Source organism: Pseudogemmobacter sp. TB195, from assembly GCF_058313095.1.
This window is the reverse complement of the sequence record NZ_JBZEGG010000024.1, coordinates 1-14,550: the sequence shown is the minus strand read 5'-3', so window position 1 is coordinate 14,550 and position 14,550 is coordinate 1. Positions and strand designations below refer to the sequence as shown.

The following is a 14,550-nucleotide window of genomic DNA, read 5'->3' as shown; positions in this document are numbered from 1 at the left end:
TGCCAAATTCAGTCATGGCGGACATAATCGAGCCCCCGCGCCAGCCAGCAGCCAAGACCAAGCCCCGTCACCCGACCCGAAGCGTCGCGCCTGACCTGAAGCGTCCAGTCGCCCGGCGCCGGCGCATCCATCGCGCGCCTAGTGCGGATAAGCCAGGTATCGGGGCCGGCGGCCAGAACCGGCTCCATTCGCCCCGCGCCAAGCCGGCCGGAAAAGAGGGCAAAGACCGCCCCGTCCCGCGCCTCGAGCCGCAGCGAAGTGCCGGTTTCCGCACAATGATACTGCCCCGCAATCTCTGCGCCATCGGCCGTTTCAAGCGGCGCAAGCGGCACCAGCAGAGTGTCGATATTGTCGCGCAACCGGCGCATATGCAGCCGGTCACCCTGACGTTCCAGCCGCACCTCATCCGAGGCGAGGACGCCCGGCGCGGCCTGGTACAGGGTCTCGGGCCCGGTGGCGAAACGCAGCTTCACCGCCGTAGCCGCCGGTTCCAGCCGCGCGATCAGCCCGGTCCCGGGGCAAAGCCACTGGCTCTCCCAGCCGGGTTCAACCGGCTGCGGCGCGGGGTCGGCCTGACCAAGCGCCGCACGCATCAGAAAGAGCGCCGCATCATGGGCCGAAGCCTCGTGGTTGAACATCACCACCACCGAGATCCGCGCCTCAGCCGCATGGAAGCGCTGTGCCCGAAAGCCCCGGAGCGCGCCGCCATGACCGGTCAGCGCCACGCCGCCAAGCGTCTCATGCACGAGGCCAAAACTGTAAAATGCGGGATTGCCATCGCTGAACGCGACCGGCGCCGAGAGGCGGCGATAGATGCCGTTTTCGTCGTCACGCGTCGCGTCGATCCAGGCCTCATAGGCCAGCATATCATCAAGCGAAGCCGAGATCCCGGCATCCCCCACCCAGAAAATTCCATTGTCCGCCGGGAAAAACCCGGTCGAATCAGTGCCTTCATAGCCGGTGACACCGTCTTCGGGCTGCCTCGTGTCAGAGGTCAGCGTCGCGGTTTTCATCCCTGCCGGCCCCCAGATATGCTGATGATACAGATCAATCAGCGCACGACCATTCGCCTTGCGGATCAGTTCGGGCAAGAGGCGGAAATTGCAGTTGCAATAGGAATAGCCGGTCCCGGGCGCGAAATGGCCCTGGCGGATCGCGGCGACCATCGGCACTGCCTCATCCTCCGGGAAGACCTGCTCGGCGGTCGCGCCCTCGACCACTGTCATCGCCCAGTAATCGCGCAGACCCGACTGGTTGTGACACATCTGGCGGACCAGCGGGCGCGGGCTTTCCAGACCCGGAAGGAAGTCCGGCAGCACGGCGTCCAGCGCCTCGGGCGCGCCGAATTCCGCGAGCACCGCGCCACAGGTGAACTGTTTCGAGATCGAACAGATCGGCAGGCGTGTCGCCCGCGTCATGGGCTGATGGCGTTCCAGACTGGCATAGCCCCAGGCCCGCGCGGCCACCTCGCGCCCGTCCTGCAAGACAACCGCAACGCCTCCCGGCCCCGCAAAACGGCGCGGCAGCAGATCGAGGGCCTTTGCAAGCGGGAGGGGAGAGGTGCTGGTCATGATCCGCGCATCTATTGCCGGAAACCGGCAGAGTTCAAGAGGGTGACTGCCGCCCTCCCGGTGCCCGCAGAGAAGGTTACGGCATCTCCTGCGACCAGGGAGAAATCGGCCATTGCCGAAATTGGATAGTCAGAGCCGGAGGAGAGGCGAATAGTGGCCGGATCAAAATCAAAAAACTCGCATCCAACAGGGAAACATCACCATGAGGAAAACCTCTCCGCCACTGCTGATGAATCGCCGCCGTCTGCTGACCACCGGCGCCGTTGCTCTGGCTGCACCGGCGATTCTTCCGCGCAGCGCCTTCAGCCAGACCCATAAGACCATCAAAATCGGCGGTGCGGTGCCGCTTTCCGGTCCGGTCGCCTATTGGGGCCACTCGACCGCCCAGGGCTTTACCGACGGGGCCGCCGTGATCAATGCCGCCGGCGGCGTCATGATCAATGGCGAGCCGCATATGCTTGAGGTCATCGACTATGACACCAAGGGCGAGGTCGCCGACAGCCGCGCGGCCACCCTGCGCCTCGTCGAGCAGGACAAGGTGAAATATGTCTACAGCCAGGCTGCGGCCTCGACCGTCGGCATGTTGCAGGTGACCGAACCCGCCGGCGTTTTGTCGATTGTCGCCTGCTGGGGCTATCTTGAGCTTTTCGGCAAGGACTACCCGCTGCATTTCCGTGCCGAGATGTCGGATTATGAACAAGGCTTTGCCTATCTCCCCTTCATGCAGGAAAAATACGGCAAGGACGCGCTGAAGACGGCGGCTTTCATTGGCCCGAATGACCAGGATGGCACCGATTGCCATGCCTCTTACAAGCGGCTGATGGATTATTACGGCATCACCCAGAAATCGGCCGAATTCTACAATTGGGAAGACACCGATTTCTATCCCATCGTCGCGAAGACCATTTCCGACCGGCCCGATTTTATCGTGACCTCGCCCTCGCCCCCCGGCATCACCGCCTCGATCGTCAAGGCAGCGCGCGAGCTGGGCTATACCGGCCCGATCTCGTCGCCGGCCGCGTCCGAGACCACGACGATTCTTGAGGTTGCGGGCGAACATGCCGACGGCGTCGTGCTGCCGGTGACCAATGTCTCGCCTTCGACCGACACACAGAAAGCCATCGAAAAGCGCTTTATGGACCGCTTTGGCACCTTTAACGCGCTGGCAGGCAACTATTCCTGGTGGATCTATTCGCTGAAAGCCGCCTGGGAGATGGCGGGCACCGCCGAAGACACCAAAGCGGTCGCCGAGGCCCTGGCGCAGGTGCAGCTGGATGACACCTATGTCGGTCATGTGAAATGGGGCGGCGAGAAGTCTTTCGGCGTGGCGCGCCAGGGCATTTACGACTGTTACACCACCACCATCGACAAGGGTGTGGCCCAGGTCGAAGACGTGCGTTTCCCCGCCCTTCCCGACGATTACTGATCATTCTGGCAATGCTGCCGGCCCGGGGTGATCCGGGCCGGTAAAGGCGGCAGGCGCGGTCTGTCGTCTGTATTCTGTGCGGCCTCCGGAGTATTCCACGCATGAGCGACTTTCTGCAAATGGGCCTGACCGGCCTGAGCCTTGGCCTGATGTATGCGCTGATCGCCATCGGGTTGACGCTGATTTTCGGGGTGATGCGCATCATCCAATATGCGCATGGCGAGATGTTCATGCTGGGCGCCTTTGCCCTGTATTACTGGCATGCAGAGCTGGGCCTGCCCTATTGGGCGGGGGTGGCCTTTTCGGCCGGGCTGATTTTCTGCCTTGGCGCGGTCTTGCAGGTGGTGCTGTTCAAGCCCTTGCAGGGTAAGAACATTCTCTACTCGCTCGCGGTCTCTCTGGGACTGGTTCTGATCATCTCAGGCTCGGGTCAGCTCCTGTTCGGGACCACGACCAAGGGCATTCCCTCTGCTGTTTCCGGGGGCATGCTGATCGGCGGCGCCTATCTGTCCTATGAGCGGATCGTGATCTCGGCGGTCTCCATAGGGCTGATCATCGCGCTCTGGGCCTTCCTGCGTCACTCGGTCACCGGCTTTGCCATCCGTGCCGTGGCCGAAGACCCGCAGACCGCCGCGCTGCAAGGGATCCGCACCGACCGCATCCACTGGATCGCCTTTGGCATCGGCTCGGCCATGGCGGCGATTGCGGGCTGTATGATGGGCACCCTTCTGTCGATCGTGCCGACCATGGGCTTTCTGGCCACGATCAAGGCCTTCATGATCGTGATCATGGGGGGGCTCGGGTCGGTGATCGGGGCCCTGGTAGGCGGGCTGATCCTTGGCATGATCGACTCGGTGATCACCACCACCATCTCCGGCGATATCGCGATCATCCTGAGCTTCGTGGTGATCTTCCTGATCCTCGTCTTCCGGCCCTCGGGGCTCTTTGGCCAGAACTGGGACTGAGGGGGCGATCATGGATAAATCAGACATCATCGCCAGGCCGAACCGCCTTGTCTGGGGCGGGCTCCTCGCCCTCGCCCTCGCCGCACCGGCGCTGGTCGGGTTCGACCTCTATATGATCCATGTCGGCATCACGATCAGCTTCAACGTGGCGCTGGCCACCAGCCTCTGGATGATCTGGTCGTTGGGCGTGATCTCTTTCGCCCATGCCGGTTTCATGGGGATCGGCGCCTATGCCTCGGCTCTGGTGCTGACGAAACTGGGGCTTTCGATGTGGTACGGCCTGTGGATCGGCGCCGCAATCTCTGCCCTTTTCGCCATGCTGATCGCGGTGCCCCTGATGCGCACCCGCGCGGTCTATTTCTTCATGGCCTCTTGGGCGGTGGGCGAGGTGATCAAACGCAACTTCGCCTATTTCAAAGGTTTCTTCGGAGGCTGGGACGGGGTCTTCGACATCAAACCGCCGGTCCTTGACCTTGGCTTCCTGCAAATCGACTTTGCGAACCGCATTGCCTATTACTATCTGGCGCTGTTTTTCGTCTCGGCCACGGTCTGGATCATCTACCGCATGAACGCGTCGCGCACCGGCACGATCTGGTGGGCGATCCATGAAAACGAGCTGCTGGCGCAACATACCGGCATCAATGTCTTCCGCCAGAAGGTCGTCTGTTTCACCATCGCCTGCACCCTCGTCGGCGTGACCGGCGCGCTTTACGCCCATTACCAGACCTATATCAGCCCCAAAAGTTTCGACATCTGGAAGTCGGAATTCGCGCTTGTGCATCTGATCGTCGGCGGGCTGACCACAGTTGGCGGGCCGGTCGCGGGCGCGATCTCTCTGACCATGGTCGATGAGGCTTTGCGCGCCACCGGCTATTTCCGCACCATTTTCTTCGGGGTGGTGCTGATCGCCTCGGTCCTGCTGCTCCCGGGCGGGCTTGAAACTGTCCCTGCCCGTATCCGCAAGCTCTTCAACCGCAATTCGCAGAAGTGAGGCCCGTGTCATGCATGAATTAGAGGCACGCGGCCTTCAGATGAAATTCGGCGGTGTCACCGCGATTGCCGGTCTCGATCTGACGGTCGAGGAAGGTGAGATCCGCGGGCTGATCGGCCCGAACGGCGCCGGCAAGACCACGTTTTTCAACGCCTGTTCCGGGCGCTATCCGGTGACGGCGGGGGAAATCCGCTACCGGGGCCAGAAGATCAGCGGCATGAAACCGCATCAGATCGCGGCAGAGGGGCTGGTCAGGACCTTCCAGCATGTCACTCTGTTCAAACAGTTTTCCGTGCTGAAAAACGTGGTGGCCGGAAATTACCTCCATGCCCGCCATTCCTATTGGGGATCCTTGCTGCGCACCCGCAAGACACGCGAGGCCGAGGCCGGATCGGTCGCCCGCGCGCGTGAGATCCTTGATTTCGTGGGGCTCGGGGCGCTGATGGATCAACAGGCATCAACGTTGGCGCATGGGCATCAGAAGATGCTCGGCATCGCCATCGCGCTCGCGGCGGAACCGAAAATGCTGCTTCTCGATGAGCCCTGTGCCGGGATGAACAGCGATGAGAGCCGCGAAATGATCCATCTCGTCCGCCGCATCCGCGAAACCGGCATCACCATCATGCTGATCGAACATGACATGAAAGTGGTGATGGGGCTCTGCGACCGTATCACGGTCCTGAACTTCGGCAATGAGATCGCCGACGGCACGCCCGAAGCGGTGCGCGCCAATCAACAGGTGCGCGAAGCCTATCTGGGGAGCCAGGCCCATGTTGCTTGAGATACGCGATCTGTGGGTCCATTACGGCAAGGTCGAGGCGGTCAAAGGCGTCTCGATGGCGCTGGAAGAGGGCGGCGTCATCACCCTGATTGGGGCGAATGGTGCGGGGAAAAGCTCGATCCTCAAAGCGGTTTCAGGGCTGGAAAAACCGTCGCGCGGCGAGGTGCGTTTCAACGGCGAGGTGATCACCGGCCGCCCCGCGCATGAGATCGTCGGTCTCGGCATCGTCAATGTCCCCGAGGGGCGCAAGCTCTTCAAGCTGATGACGGTGAAGGAAAATCTTCGCATCGGCGCCTATCTCGACCGCGACCGCGCGCGGATCGCAAAGGGGATCGAAGAGGTGTTCGACCGCTTCCCCATCCTGCGCGAGAAACAGAACCAGCCGGCGGGAAAGCTTTCGGGCGGGCAACAGCAGATGGTCGCAATCGGCCGCGCGCTGATGGCCAGGCCGAAGGTTCTTCTGATGGACGAGCCGTCGCTGGGCCTTTCGCCGGTGATGATCGACGAGATCGCGGCGCTGATCCGGGAACTGCGTGCCTCGGGCCTGTCGATCGTGCTGGTCGAACAGAATGCGAGCCTTGCGCTGCAGCTTTCCGATCATGGTTACGTGCTCGAAACCGGGGCGATAGCGCTGCAGGGCCGGTCCGCCGATCTGCTGACCGACCCCGAAGTCGCCCGCGCTTATCTCGGCGCCTGAGGAAAAGACGATGAATGATATTCCGCCCCCCGGCGACGATTTCGCGATGCTCGGCTATGTCGATCTCGACGGGCTGATCCGGGGCAAATACGCAACGAGTGCCAAGCTGAAATCCTGGCAGGAAAAGGGGGGTGCCTTTTGTTCCGTGGTGCTGGGCTGGGACAGCCGCGACGCGCTGTATCAGAACCGGCATACCGGCTGGCATACCGGCTATCATGATGACCCGATCCGGGTGGTGCCGGGGCCGGGCCGGGTGATGCCCGGCGACGGTCGGCGGTTTCACCTGGTCGAATATGCCGATGGGCCGGGCGCGGCCCTTTGCCCGCGCAGGCTGGCGGGGCGGGTGCTGGACGAGGCCCGCGCCATGGGATTCACCGCGCTGGCCGGGTTTGAATATGAATTCTACGTTTTTCGCGAAACACCCGCCTCGGCGCTGGCCAAGGGCTATCGCGGCCTCACCCCCCTGAACCCGACAACCGGCGGCTATTCGGTGCAACGGATGGCGGTCGAAGACGGCTTCTTCTCGGGGCTGATGGCGCTGGCGCATCAGCTCGACACGCCGCTCGAGGCGATCCATCCCGAAGCCGGTGAAGGCGCGATGGAATTCGCCTTCACCCCGTCAGAGCCGCTGGAAGGCGCCGATCGGGCCGCGATTTTCAAAGCTTTCTCAAGGGCCTGGGGCAATCAGAACGGGCTGAGCCTGTGCTATATGGCAAAACCGCTGAACGGCTTGCCCGGCTGCGGTGGCCATACGCATCTGTCTTTGTGGCAAGGGGAGCAGTCGGCCTTCTATGACCCTGACGGCGAAGGTGGCCTGTCGCAGACCGCGCGCCATTTCATCGCGGGCCAGCTGAAATACATGCCTGAACTGCTGGCGCTTTACGCCCCCACGATCAATTCCTTCACCCGCCTTGCGCCCGGGTTCTGGGCGCCGACCGGTGCGACCTGGGGTTTCGACAACCGCACCTGTTCACTGCGCGTCGTCGGCGACAGCGCGAAGTCGATCCGGGTCGAGATGCGGCCCCCGGCGGCGGATGCGAACCCTTATCTGGTGCTGGCCGCCGCTTTGGCCTCGGGCCTGCAAGGGATCCGCGAAGGCCTCGACCCCGGCCCGGCGCTCAAAGGCAATGGCTATGAGGCGGACCTGCCGCCCGAACGCCGCTTTCCGGCCTCGCTGGCCGAGGCCGCCGCCCGATTGCGTGGATCGGATATGGCGCGCGCCTGGTTTGGCGACGCCTTTACCGACCATTTCGCCACCTCACGCGAGGCAGAGGTCGCGGCACAACGCGCCTGGGTCTCGGACTGGGAACTGAACCGTTACTTTGAGATGATCTGATGACCTACGCCCTGACTGCCCGCTGGACCTACCCGACCACCATCCATGCCGGAGCCGGCAAGATCGCCGGTATTGGCGCCCATACCATTGCGGCCGGCATCCGGCGCCCGCTGGTTGTCACCGATAAGGGCCTGGCGCATCTGCCCTTTATCACCGCCGCGCTGGCGGCGCTGACAGCCGCTGGCCTTACACCCGCGCTGTTTTCCGATGTCCAGGGCAACCCGACCGATCTGAACCTCGAAGCCGGGATCGAAGCCTTCCGCAAAGGCGCGCATGACGGGGTGATCGTGATCGGCGGCGGCTCGGCGATGGATGTCGGCAAACTGGTCGCGCTGATGGAGGGGCAGACCATTCCGGTCTGGGATCTCGAAGATATCGGCGACTGGTGGACCCGCGCCGATGCCGACCGTATCCATCCGATCATCGCGGTGCCGACCACCGCCGGGACAGGATCCGAGGTCGGCCGCGCGGCGGTTCTCACCAACACGACCGACCATACCAAGAAGATCATCTTCCACCCGAAAATGCTGCCGGTCCTGGTGATCGGCGATCCGGAGCTGGCGCTCGGCCTGCCGCCCGCACTGACGGCGGCAACGGGCATGGACGCTTTCACCCATTGTTTCGAGACCTTCTGCGTCGAGAGCTTTCATCCGATGGCGGATGGTATCGCGCTGGAAGGCCTGAGGATTATCCGCGACGCCCTGCCGCGCGCGGTGAAGAACGGCCAGGATCTCGAGGCGCGGACGATGATGTTTGCCGCCGCGATGATGGGGGGCGTGGCGTTCCAGAAAGGTCTCGGCGCGGTGCATTCGCTGGCGCATCCGCTGGGGGCGATCCATGACATCCAGCATGGCCTCGCCAATGCGGTGATCCTGCCCTATGTGGTCGCCTTCAACCGCCCGGCGATTGAGGCGAAAGTCGCCCGTGTCGCGCATAGCCTTGAAATCGAAGGTGGTTTTGACGGGTTCATGGCCTGGCTCCTCGACTTCCGACGCGAGCTGGGCATCCCGCATACCCTGGCGGAACTTGGCGCGACGGCAGAGCGCGCGGATGAGATCGCCGCGAAAGCGCTGGCAGATCCTTCGACCGGGGCGAACCCGCGCAAAATGGATCAGGATGATTTCCGCCGCCTCTACCTCGCCGCGCTGAGCGGTGATCTCACGATTTCATAAGGGAGGAAGCCCGATGTTCACCAGCCTGAATGGACAAAGCGCCATCGTCACCGGCGCGTCAAAGGGCATCGGGCGCGGCATCGCCCGCGCGCTGGCCGCAAGCGGTGCGCAAGTGACCCTGGTCGCGCGCGGCATGACCGCGCTGGAGGCGGGGCGGGATGCCATCCTCGCGGATCTGCCCGGCGCGAAACTGCGGCTTGCCAGCTGCGACATTGCCGACTGGGCCGCCGTAAAAGCCATGGTCGATGAGGCGGCGGCAGCACAGGGTGGCCTCAATATCCTCTGCGCCAATGGCGGCATCTATCCCCAGACCACGATGGAGGCGATGGAGCCTTCCGAATGGGATCAGGTCATGGCGGTGAACACGCGGTCTTCCTTTCTGGCCGTGAAAGCCGCGCAGCCGCATTTCCGGAAGGCGGGCGCGGGTCGCGTCGTGCTGACCTCGTCGATCACCGGCCCGATCACCGGCTATCGCGGCTGGACCCATTACGGTGCCTCCAAGGCGGCACAGCTTGGCTTCATGCGCTCCGCCGCGATGGAGCTGGCGAAGGATAAGGTCACCATCAACGCCGTTCTGCCCGGCAATATCATCACCGAAGGCTTCGAGGGCAACGGGCCGGACTATCTGGCCGCGATGGAGGCTTCGGTTCCGCTGGGGCGGCTTGGAACGGTCGATGACATCGCCAATGCGGTGCTGTTCCTCGCCTCGGATCTTGCCGGCTATATCACCGCGCAGACCATCGTGATCGATGGCGGCCAGGTGGTGCCGGAATCGCTCGACGCGATGGCATAGGAACAGACACAAATGTCAGACACCGTTCAGGTCAACCGCTGGCGCCGCTATTCTGACTGGGACGAGCGCCCCTTGCGGCTGGATCGTTTCGCAAAGGAAGATCCGGCCAATGGCTTTGCCGCCTTCAAAAGCCCGGCCGATCCGAAACCGGGGCTGACGCTCAGCGGCGGCCGGATCGCCTCGATGGATGGCGTTCTGGCGCATGATTTCGACATGATCGACGCCTTTATTGCCGAATATCACCTCGACCCGGCCATCGCCCCCGAAGCGATGGCAATGAGTTCGGGCGAGGTCGCGCGGATGCTTGTCGATATGCATGTCCCGCGCGAGCGGCTCGTGCGGCTGGCGCATGGCATGACGCCTGCAAAACTGGTCGATGTGGTGTCGCAGCTGAACGCGATGGAAATCGCCTTCGCCTATTCGAAAATGCGCCCCAGAAAGACCCCCGGCAACCAGGCACATGTGACCAATGCGAAAGACGATCCGCTGCAACTGGCCGCCGATGCGGCGGTGGCGGCAGGGCATGGGTTTGACGAGGTCGAGACCACGATGCGCGTCGCCCGCTGCGCCTGGTCGAATGCGCTGGCCTGCCTCGTGGGATCGTCGGTCGGCGAATGGGGGACCCTGTTCCAGTGTTCCTCGGAAGAGGCCGAAGAGCTGCGGATCGGCATGGCGGGCTTTACCTCTTACGCCGAAACCGTGTCGGTCTATGGCACGGAACGCAGCTTTACCGATGGCGATGATACGCCCTGGTCCAAGGCTTTCCTGGTGGCCGCCTATGCCTCGCGCGGGATCAAGGCGCGCTGTACCTCGGGTGGCGGGTCAGAGCTGCTGATGGGCTATCACGAGGCGAAGTCGCTTTTGTATCTCGAAGCCCGCTGCCTGTGTCTGCAACGCGGGATGGGGGTGCAGGGCACTCAGAATGGTGGCATCGACGGCGCCCCGATCACCGCATCCATAGCGGGCGGCATGCGCGAGATGATGGCGGAAAACCTGCTCGCGGTCTGGCTGGATCTGGAATGCGCATCGGGAAATGACGCGCGCGCGACCGAATCGGAAATCCGCGTCGGCGCCAAGATCCTGCCCTATCTGATCGCGGGCTCGGACCTGATCTGCTCGGGCTTTGGCTCGATCCTGAAATATGACAATTCCTTTAACCCATCGCTGTTCAACGGCGAGGAGATGGAGGATTTCCTCACGCTGCAACGCGATTTCGAGGCCGATGGCGGGCTGACCCCAATCCCCGAAGCCGAGGCGCTGTCGCTGCGCATCCGCGCGGTCGGGGCGATCTCGGCGGTGCTCGAGGAACTCGGGCTGGCATCACCGACCGAGGCGATGAAGACCAGCGTCATCGCGGCATCGGGCTCGCGCGAGACACAGACCTTTTCCACCGGCGAGACGGCGCGGATCTCGGAAGAGATCCAGGCGCGCGGCATCAATGTGATCGATGTGATTCAGGCACTGGCAAAGCGCGGCTTCCAGCCCGAGGCCGAAAACCTTTTGAAAATCGTCAAGCTGCGGGTCTCGGGCGATTACCTGCAGACCTCGTCGATCATTCGCCAGGGCCGTATTCTTTCGGCAATCAATGACCCCAATGATTACGCGGGCCCCGGCACCGGCTATCGCATGACCGAGGCGCGCCGCGATGAGATCAACGAGATCCGCGATCTGATCGGCCAGTCCGAGGTGCTCTCGGACCAGGCCCGCCACCGGCGCGGCGAAAGCCGCCGCATCGCCTATGCGCCCCAGGGCGCGGCCCCGAAAGGCGCGGCCCCGCATGAGGTGGTGATCGGCATTTCGCCCGCCTTTGGCCTGCAACTTTACCAGACGACCGCCGGGCTGGCGCTCTCGGATGTGCTGGCGGCCCTGATCCGGGGCATCACCGCCGGGGGCGGCGTGGCGCGGATCCTCAGGATGCATCATACGGCGGATACGTCTTTTCTGGGGCTGACAGCGGCGGAAATGTCGGGCTCGGGCTTTGGCATCGGCATCCAGGCCAAGGGGACGGCGGTGATCCATCAGCGCGGCCGGATGCCGCATAACAATCTGGAACTCTTCTCGAACGCGCCGATCACCACCCTCGCGCATTATGAGAACATGGGCCGGAATGCCGCGCGCTGGACCCATGGCGAACGCCCCGAACCGGTCTCGGTGCCGACCGATGGCCAGGCCCTCGGGGCGCGGTTCCACGCCCAGGTCGCGCTGATCTATGCGATTGAAACCGGCCTGACCGATCCGAACCGCGCGCCCGAAGACATCACCGTGACCTTTCTGGATGCGGGCCCGGAGACAGGGGAAAAGCCATGACCACCAGACCACCCCGCCCCCTGACACGGGCCGATTTCCCCCTGGCCGAGACCGCGCCCGAAAAGGTGCGGGGCGCGCGCGGCAAGCCACTTGACGCGCTGACGCTGGACGCCGTGATGACGGGCGAGGTTACCATCGAAGACCTGCGCATCACGCCGCAGGCGCTGCTGGCCCAGGCCGAGATTGCCCGCGATGCCGGCCGCGCGGCGCTGGCCGCGAATTTCGAACGCGCCGCCGAGCTGGTCCATGTGCCGCAGGATCTCATCATGGAAACCTATGAGATGCTGCGGCCGGGGCGGGTGAAAGACAGCGCCGCGCTGCGCGCCCGGGCCGCGATGCTGCGCCGTGACCACGGCGCCGAAAAGCTGGCGGAATTCCTTGAAACCGCCGCGATCCATTACCAGCGCCGTGGTCTGATGCCCGGCTGAAAGGAGGCCCGCGATGCGGCTTGACGGAAAAATCGCCTTTGTCACCGGGGCCGGATCGGGGATCGGGCGCGGTTCGGCCCGGGCGCTGGCCGGAGCGGGCGCAATGGTGGTGGTTAGCGACCGCGATGGTGCCGCCGCCGGCCTGGTGGCCGCAGAGATCACCGGCTCCGGCCAGCGCGCCGAGGCGATGGCGCTCGACATGACCGACACGGCTGCGATCCGCGCAGCGATCCATGAGGTCATCACCCGCCACGGGCGCATCGACGTGCTGCATTCCCATGCCGGGATCCAGATCGAAGGCCGGCTCGATCAGGTGAGCCCGGATCAGATGGATGCGTCATGGGTGATGAATGTGCGTTCACATTTCGTGGCGGCCCAGGCGGTGATCACGCAGATGCAGGCGCAGAAAAGTGGCTCGATCATCATCACCGCCTCGAATTCCGGGGTGCAATATGATGCCGGGATGATCGCCTATGCGGTGACGAAACACGCCGCCGTCGCGATGGTGAAACAGATGGCGAAGGATTTCGCGAAAGACGGCATCCGGGTCAATGCGCTTTGCCCCGGTTTCATCGACACCCCGTTCAATGCCGGGTTTGAACGCCAGATGGGCGGGCGGGCCGGGCTTGAGGCCTATATCTCCACCGCGATCCCCGCCGGGCGTTTCGGCACGGTCGAAGAGGTCGCGGCGGCGGTGCTTTACCTCGCCTCCGACCAGTCGCGTTTCGTCACCGGCCTCGCGCTGGTCGCAGATGGGGGGGAATGTCTCTGACAGGGCACTGAAGACATCGCTGAGCGGGACCCGCTTCCAGTTGCGGCTGCTTTCGGCATTCCGCTTCGGGTCCCGTGATGGCGGACGGATTGCTGTCAGACTGGTGTTTTCCTGTCATGCGGCCCGCCACCGGGGCAGTCGGACGATGGTGTTGGCAGTCATCGTCAGGATAAGCACAAGCGCCCCCGTTCGATGCCGCGTCCGAGAGCCTGTACAATGCCGCCGACGATCATGGTTCGGCCCAGGGGCTCTTCGATCCGTTTGCGCGGCCTGACCGACAGAACACCGCTTTTGTGCCTGGACTTGCAGCCATCGTCGCCGCATATCGCGATCTCTGCGCGACATGCAGCCCGGCGCAGGTCGCGAGCGGTTCGGTAACGAACGCGGCCGCATCTTACCAAGGGCAGCCACTAGGCAGATCCGGGGCGAATGGCGGTGTCTCATCTCGCATGCCGCGCCTTTCCCCCCTTCCACTGGCGCGGGTGGGGTCGCCCTCAAAGATCGGGCCCGGACGCTTCTCCATCAGCACCGTCGTCGGGGGACTTCCTCTACAGCCGCGCATCCGGGCCGTGACCGGGCCATGGATTTCTTTCCCCGGCTTCTGGCCCCGAAAGTCGGCTTCAGCATTGCGGCTCTTTCGGGTGGAGCGAGGCATTGGGGTTCCAGTCTGTTCGGCCTGGTGTCTGATGAGCCTGTCTGGGCCGGGTGGATTGCCCGGACCCTCATGGGGTGGACTATCATCCGCCCTGGACCGGAAAGACTTCATTGCGGCCTTCGCCACCGGACCTGAACTGGCGGCGTCTCCCGGAACGCTTTCGGGAACGCCCCAGGTATCCAGCCTGCCGCCGACCGATAAGGGATCGACCAATAGCAGCGGAGCGACCTCGTGGTGGCCCGGCTGAGGAAGATCAGCTACGGTTCGGGGCACTGTTTGCCTGAAGAGACGGCCATCCCCTTGCGCGACATCGCTTCCGACCTGAACAGGTTGCGGGTCTTCGTGCACACGGCGGGCACTCCTTCCGGAGCGTCGATGCCAGGGCCTGGGACCCAACGGAACAGAGGGTATACCATCTCCTCCACCAACGGCCGCTCAGCGCGTATCGGGACCAGGATCTGTACATGAACCGCCCCTGGTTTGCCGGAGGCTCTGGACCTGCACCGGTTTCGTTCCGGTTTTTTGAGAGCGATACTCGCCATCAAGGAGACCGGCTATGGCAGCGATACAAAGCGACGAGTTCAAGCGGGATGCGGTGCGCATCGCGCTCACCAGTGGTCTGACACGGCGCCAGGTTGCGTCTGATTTGGGGATCG

General features: G+C 63.7%; 12 protein-coding genes. 11 read left to right on the top strand and 1 reads right to left on the bottom strand.

The genetic code is table 11. The annotated features are described in order from the left end of the window. Positions 1–8: 8 nt before the first annotated feature. A complete protein-coding gene (locus AC4FS3_RS21205) occupies positions 9–1,571 on the bottom strand; it encodes a D-aminopeptidase (RefSeq protein WP_491022185.1) in 1,563 nt (520 codons plus the stop codon). A 202-nt stretch (positions 1,572–1,773) separates the two neighbouring features. Here AC4FS3_RS21205 and AC4FS3_RS21200 point away from each other — a divergent pair, with 202 nt between their 5' ends. The 11 genes from AC4FS3_RS21200 (at position 1,774) to AC4FS3_RS21150 (ending at position 13,239) form a co-directional block, all read left to right on the top strand. Further along, entirely contained in the window at positions 1,774–2,997 is a 1,224-nt protein-coding gene (locus AC4FS3_RS21200) for an ABC transporter substrate-binding protein (protein ID WP_491022184.1), read from the top strand. A 101-nt stretch (positions 2,998–3,098) separates the two neighbouring features. Beyond that, positions 3,099–3,962, top strand: a complete 864-nt coding sequence (locus tag AC4FS3_RS21195; RefSeq protein ID WP_198834955.1) for a branched-chain amino acid ABC transporter permease — start codon at positions 3,099–3,101, stop codon at positions 3,960–3,962. A 10-nt stretch (positions 3,963–3,972) separates the two neighbouring features. Then, positions 3,973–4,953, top strand: a complete 981-nt coding sequence (locus AC4FS3_RS21190; protein WP_491022183.1) for a branched-chain amino acid ABC transporter permease — start codon at positions 3,973–3,975, stop codon at positions 4,951–4,953. 10 nt (positions 4,954–4,963) lie between these two features. Further along, positions 4,964–5,734: an ABC transporter ATP-binding protein gene (locus tag AC4FS3_RS21185; protein ID WP_491022182.1), complete on the top strand. Its 771-nt coding sequence runs from the start codon at positions 4,964–4,966 to the stop codon at positions 5,732–5,734. Continuing rightward, positions 5,724–6,431: an ABC transporter ATP-binding protein gene (locus tag AC4FS3_RS21180; RefSeq protein ID WP_491022181.1), complete on the top strand. Its 708-nt coding sequence runs from the start codon at positions 5,724–5,726 to the stop codon at positions 6,429–6,431. Before AC4FS3_RS21185 ends, AC4FS3_RS21180 begins: the two co-directional genes overlap by 11 nt. A 10-nt stretch (positions 6,432–6,441) precedes the next feature. Beyond that, the gene (locus AC4FS3_RS21175) at positions 6,442–7,767 is read left to right on the top strand and encodes a glutamine synthetase family protein (RefSeq protein ID WP_491022180.1); all 1,326 of its coding nucleotides are present in this window, start codon (positions 6,442–6,444) and stop codon (positions 7,765–7,767) included. Further along, on the top strand, positions 7,767–8,939 hold the full coding sequence (locus AC4FS3_RS21170; protein ID WP_491022179.1) for an iron-containing alcohol dehydrogenase: 1,173 nt from the start codon (positions 7,767–7,769) through the stop codon (positions 8,937–8,939). Before AC4FS3_RS21175 ends, AC4FS3_RS21170 begins: the two co-directional genes overlap by 1 nt. A gap of 13 nt (positions 8,940–8,952) precedes the next feature. After that, entirely contained in the window at positions 8,953–9,732 is a 780-nt protein-coding gene (gene fabG, locus AC4FS3_RS21165; protein ID WP_491022178.1) for a 3-oxoacyl-ACP reductase FabG, read from the top strand. A gap of 12 nt (positions 9,733–9,744) precedes the next feature. After that, positions 9,745–12,039, top strand: a complete 2,295-nt coding sequence (locus AC4FS3_RS21160; RefSeq protein ID WP_491022177.1) for a propanediol/glycerol family dehydratase large subunit — start codon at positions 9,745–9,747, stop codon at positions 12,037–12,039. Beyond that, positions 12,036–12,467 (top strand): diol dehydratase small subunit, encoded by a 432-nt coding sequence (locus AC4FS3_RS21155; RefSeq protein ID WP_491022176.1) that lies wholly within the window; start codon positions 12,036–12,038, stop codon positions 12,465–12,467. Before AC4FS3_RS21160 ends, AC4FS3_RS21155 begins: the two co-directional genes overlap by 4 nt. 13 nt (positions 12,468–12,480) lie before the next feature. After that, positions 12,481–13,239: an SDR family NAD(P)-dependent oxidoreductase gene (locus tag AC4FS3_RS21150; protein ID WP_491022175.1), complete on the top strand. Its 759-nt coding sequence runs from the start codon at positions 12,481–12,483 to the stop codon at positions 13,237–13,239. The last annotated feature ends 1,311 nt before the right edge of the window (positions 13,240–14,550 follow it).

Coding starts and splice junctions, on each gene's coding strand:
- AC4FS3_RS21205 (WP_491022185.1), bottom strand. CDS start 1,571: ATGACCAGCACCTCTCCCCTCCCGCTTGCAAAGGCCCTCGATCTGCTG.
- AC4FS3_RS21200 (WP_491022184.1), top strand. CDS start 1,774: ATGAGGAAAACCTCTCCGCCACTGCTGATGAATCGCCGCCGTCTGCTG.
- AC4FS3_RS21195 (WP_198834955.1), top strand. CDS start 3,099: ATGAGCGACTTTCTGCAAATGGGCCTGACCGGCCTGAGCCTTGGCCTG.
- AC4FS3_RS21190 (WP_491022183.1), top strand. CDS start 3,973: ATGGATAAATCAGACATCATCGCCAGGCCGAACCGCCTTGTCTGGGGC.
- AC4FS3_RS21185 (WP_491022182.1), top strand. CDS start 4,964: ATGCATGAATTAGAGGCACGCGGCCTTCAGATGAAATTCGGCGGTGTC.
- AC4FS3_RS21180 (WP_491022181.1), top strand. CDS start 5,724: ATGTTGCTTGAGATACGCGATCTGTGGGTCCATTACGGCAAGGTCGAG.
- AC4FS3_RS21175 (WP_491022180.1), top strand. CDS start 6,442: ATGAATGATATTCCGCCCCCCGGCGACGATTTCGCGATGCTCGGCTAT.
- AC4FS3_RS21170 (WP_491022179.1), top strand. CDS start 7,767: ATGACCTACGCCCTGACTGCCCGCTGGACCTACCCGACCACCATCCAT.
- fabG (WP_491022178.1), top strand. CDS start 8,953: ATGTTCACCAGCCTGAATGGACAAAGCGCCATCGTCACCGGCGCGTCA.
- AC4FS3_RS21160 (WP_491022177.1), top strand. CDS start 9,745: ATGTCAGACACCGTTCAGGTCAACCGCTGGCGCCGCTATTCTGACTGG.
- AC4FS3_RS21155 (WP_491022176.1), top strand. CDS start 12,036: ATGACCACCAGACCACCCCGCCCCCTGACACGGGCCGATTTCCCCCTG.
- AC4FS3_RS21150 (WP_491022175.1), top strand. CDS start 12,481: ATGCGGCTTGACGGAAAAATCGCCTTTGTCACCGGGGCCGGATCGGGG.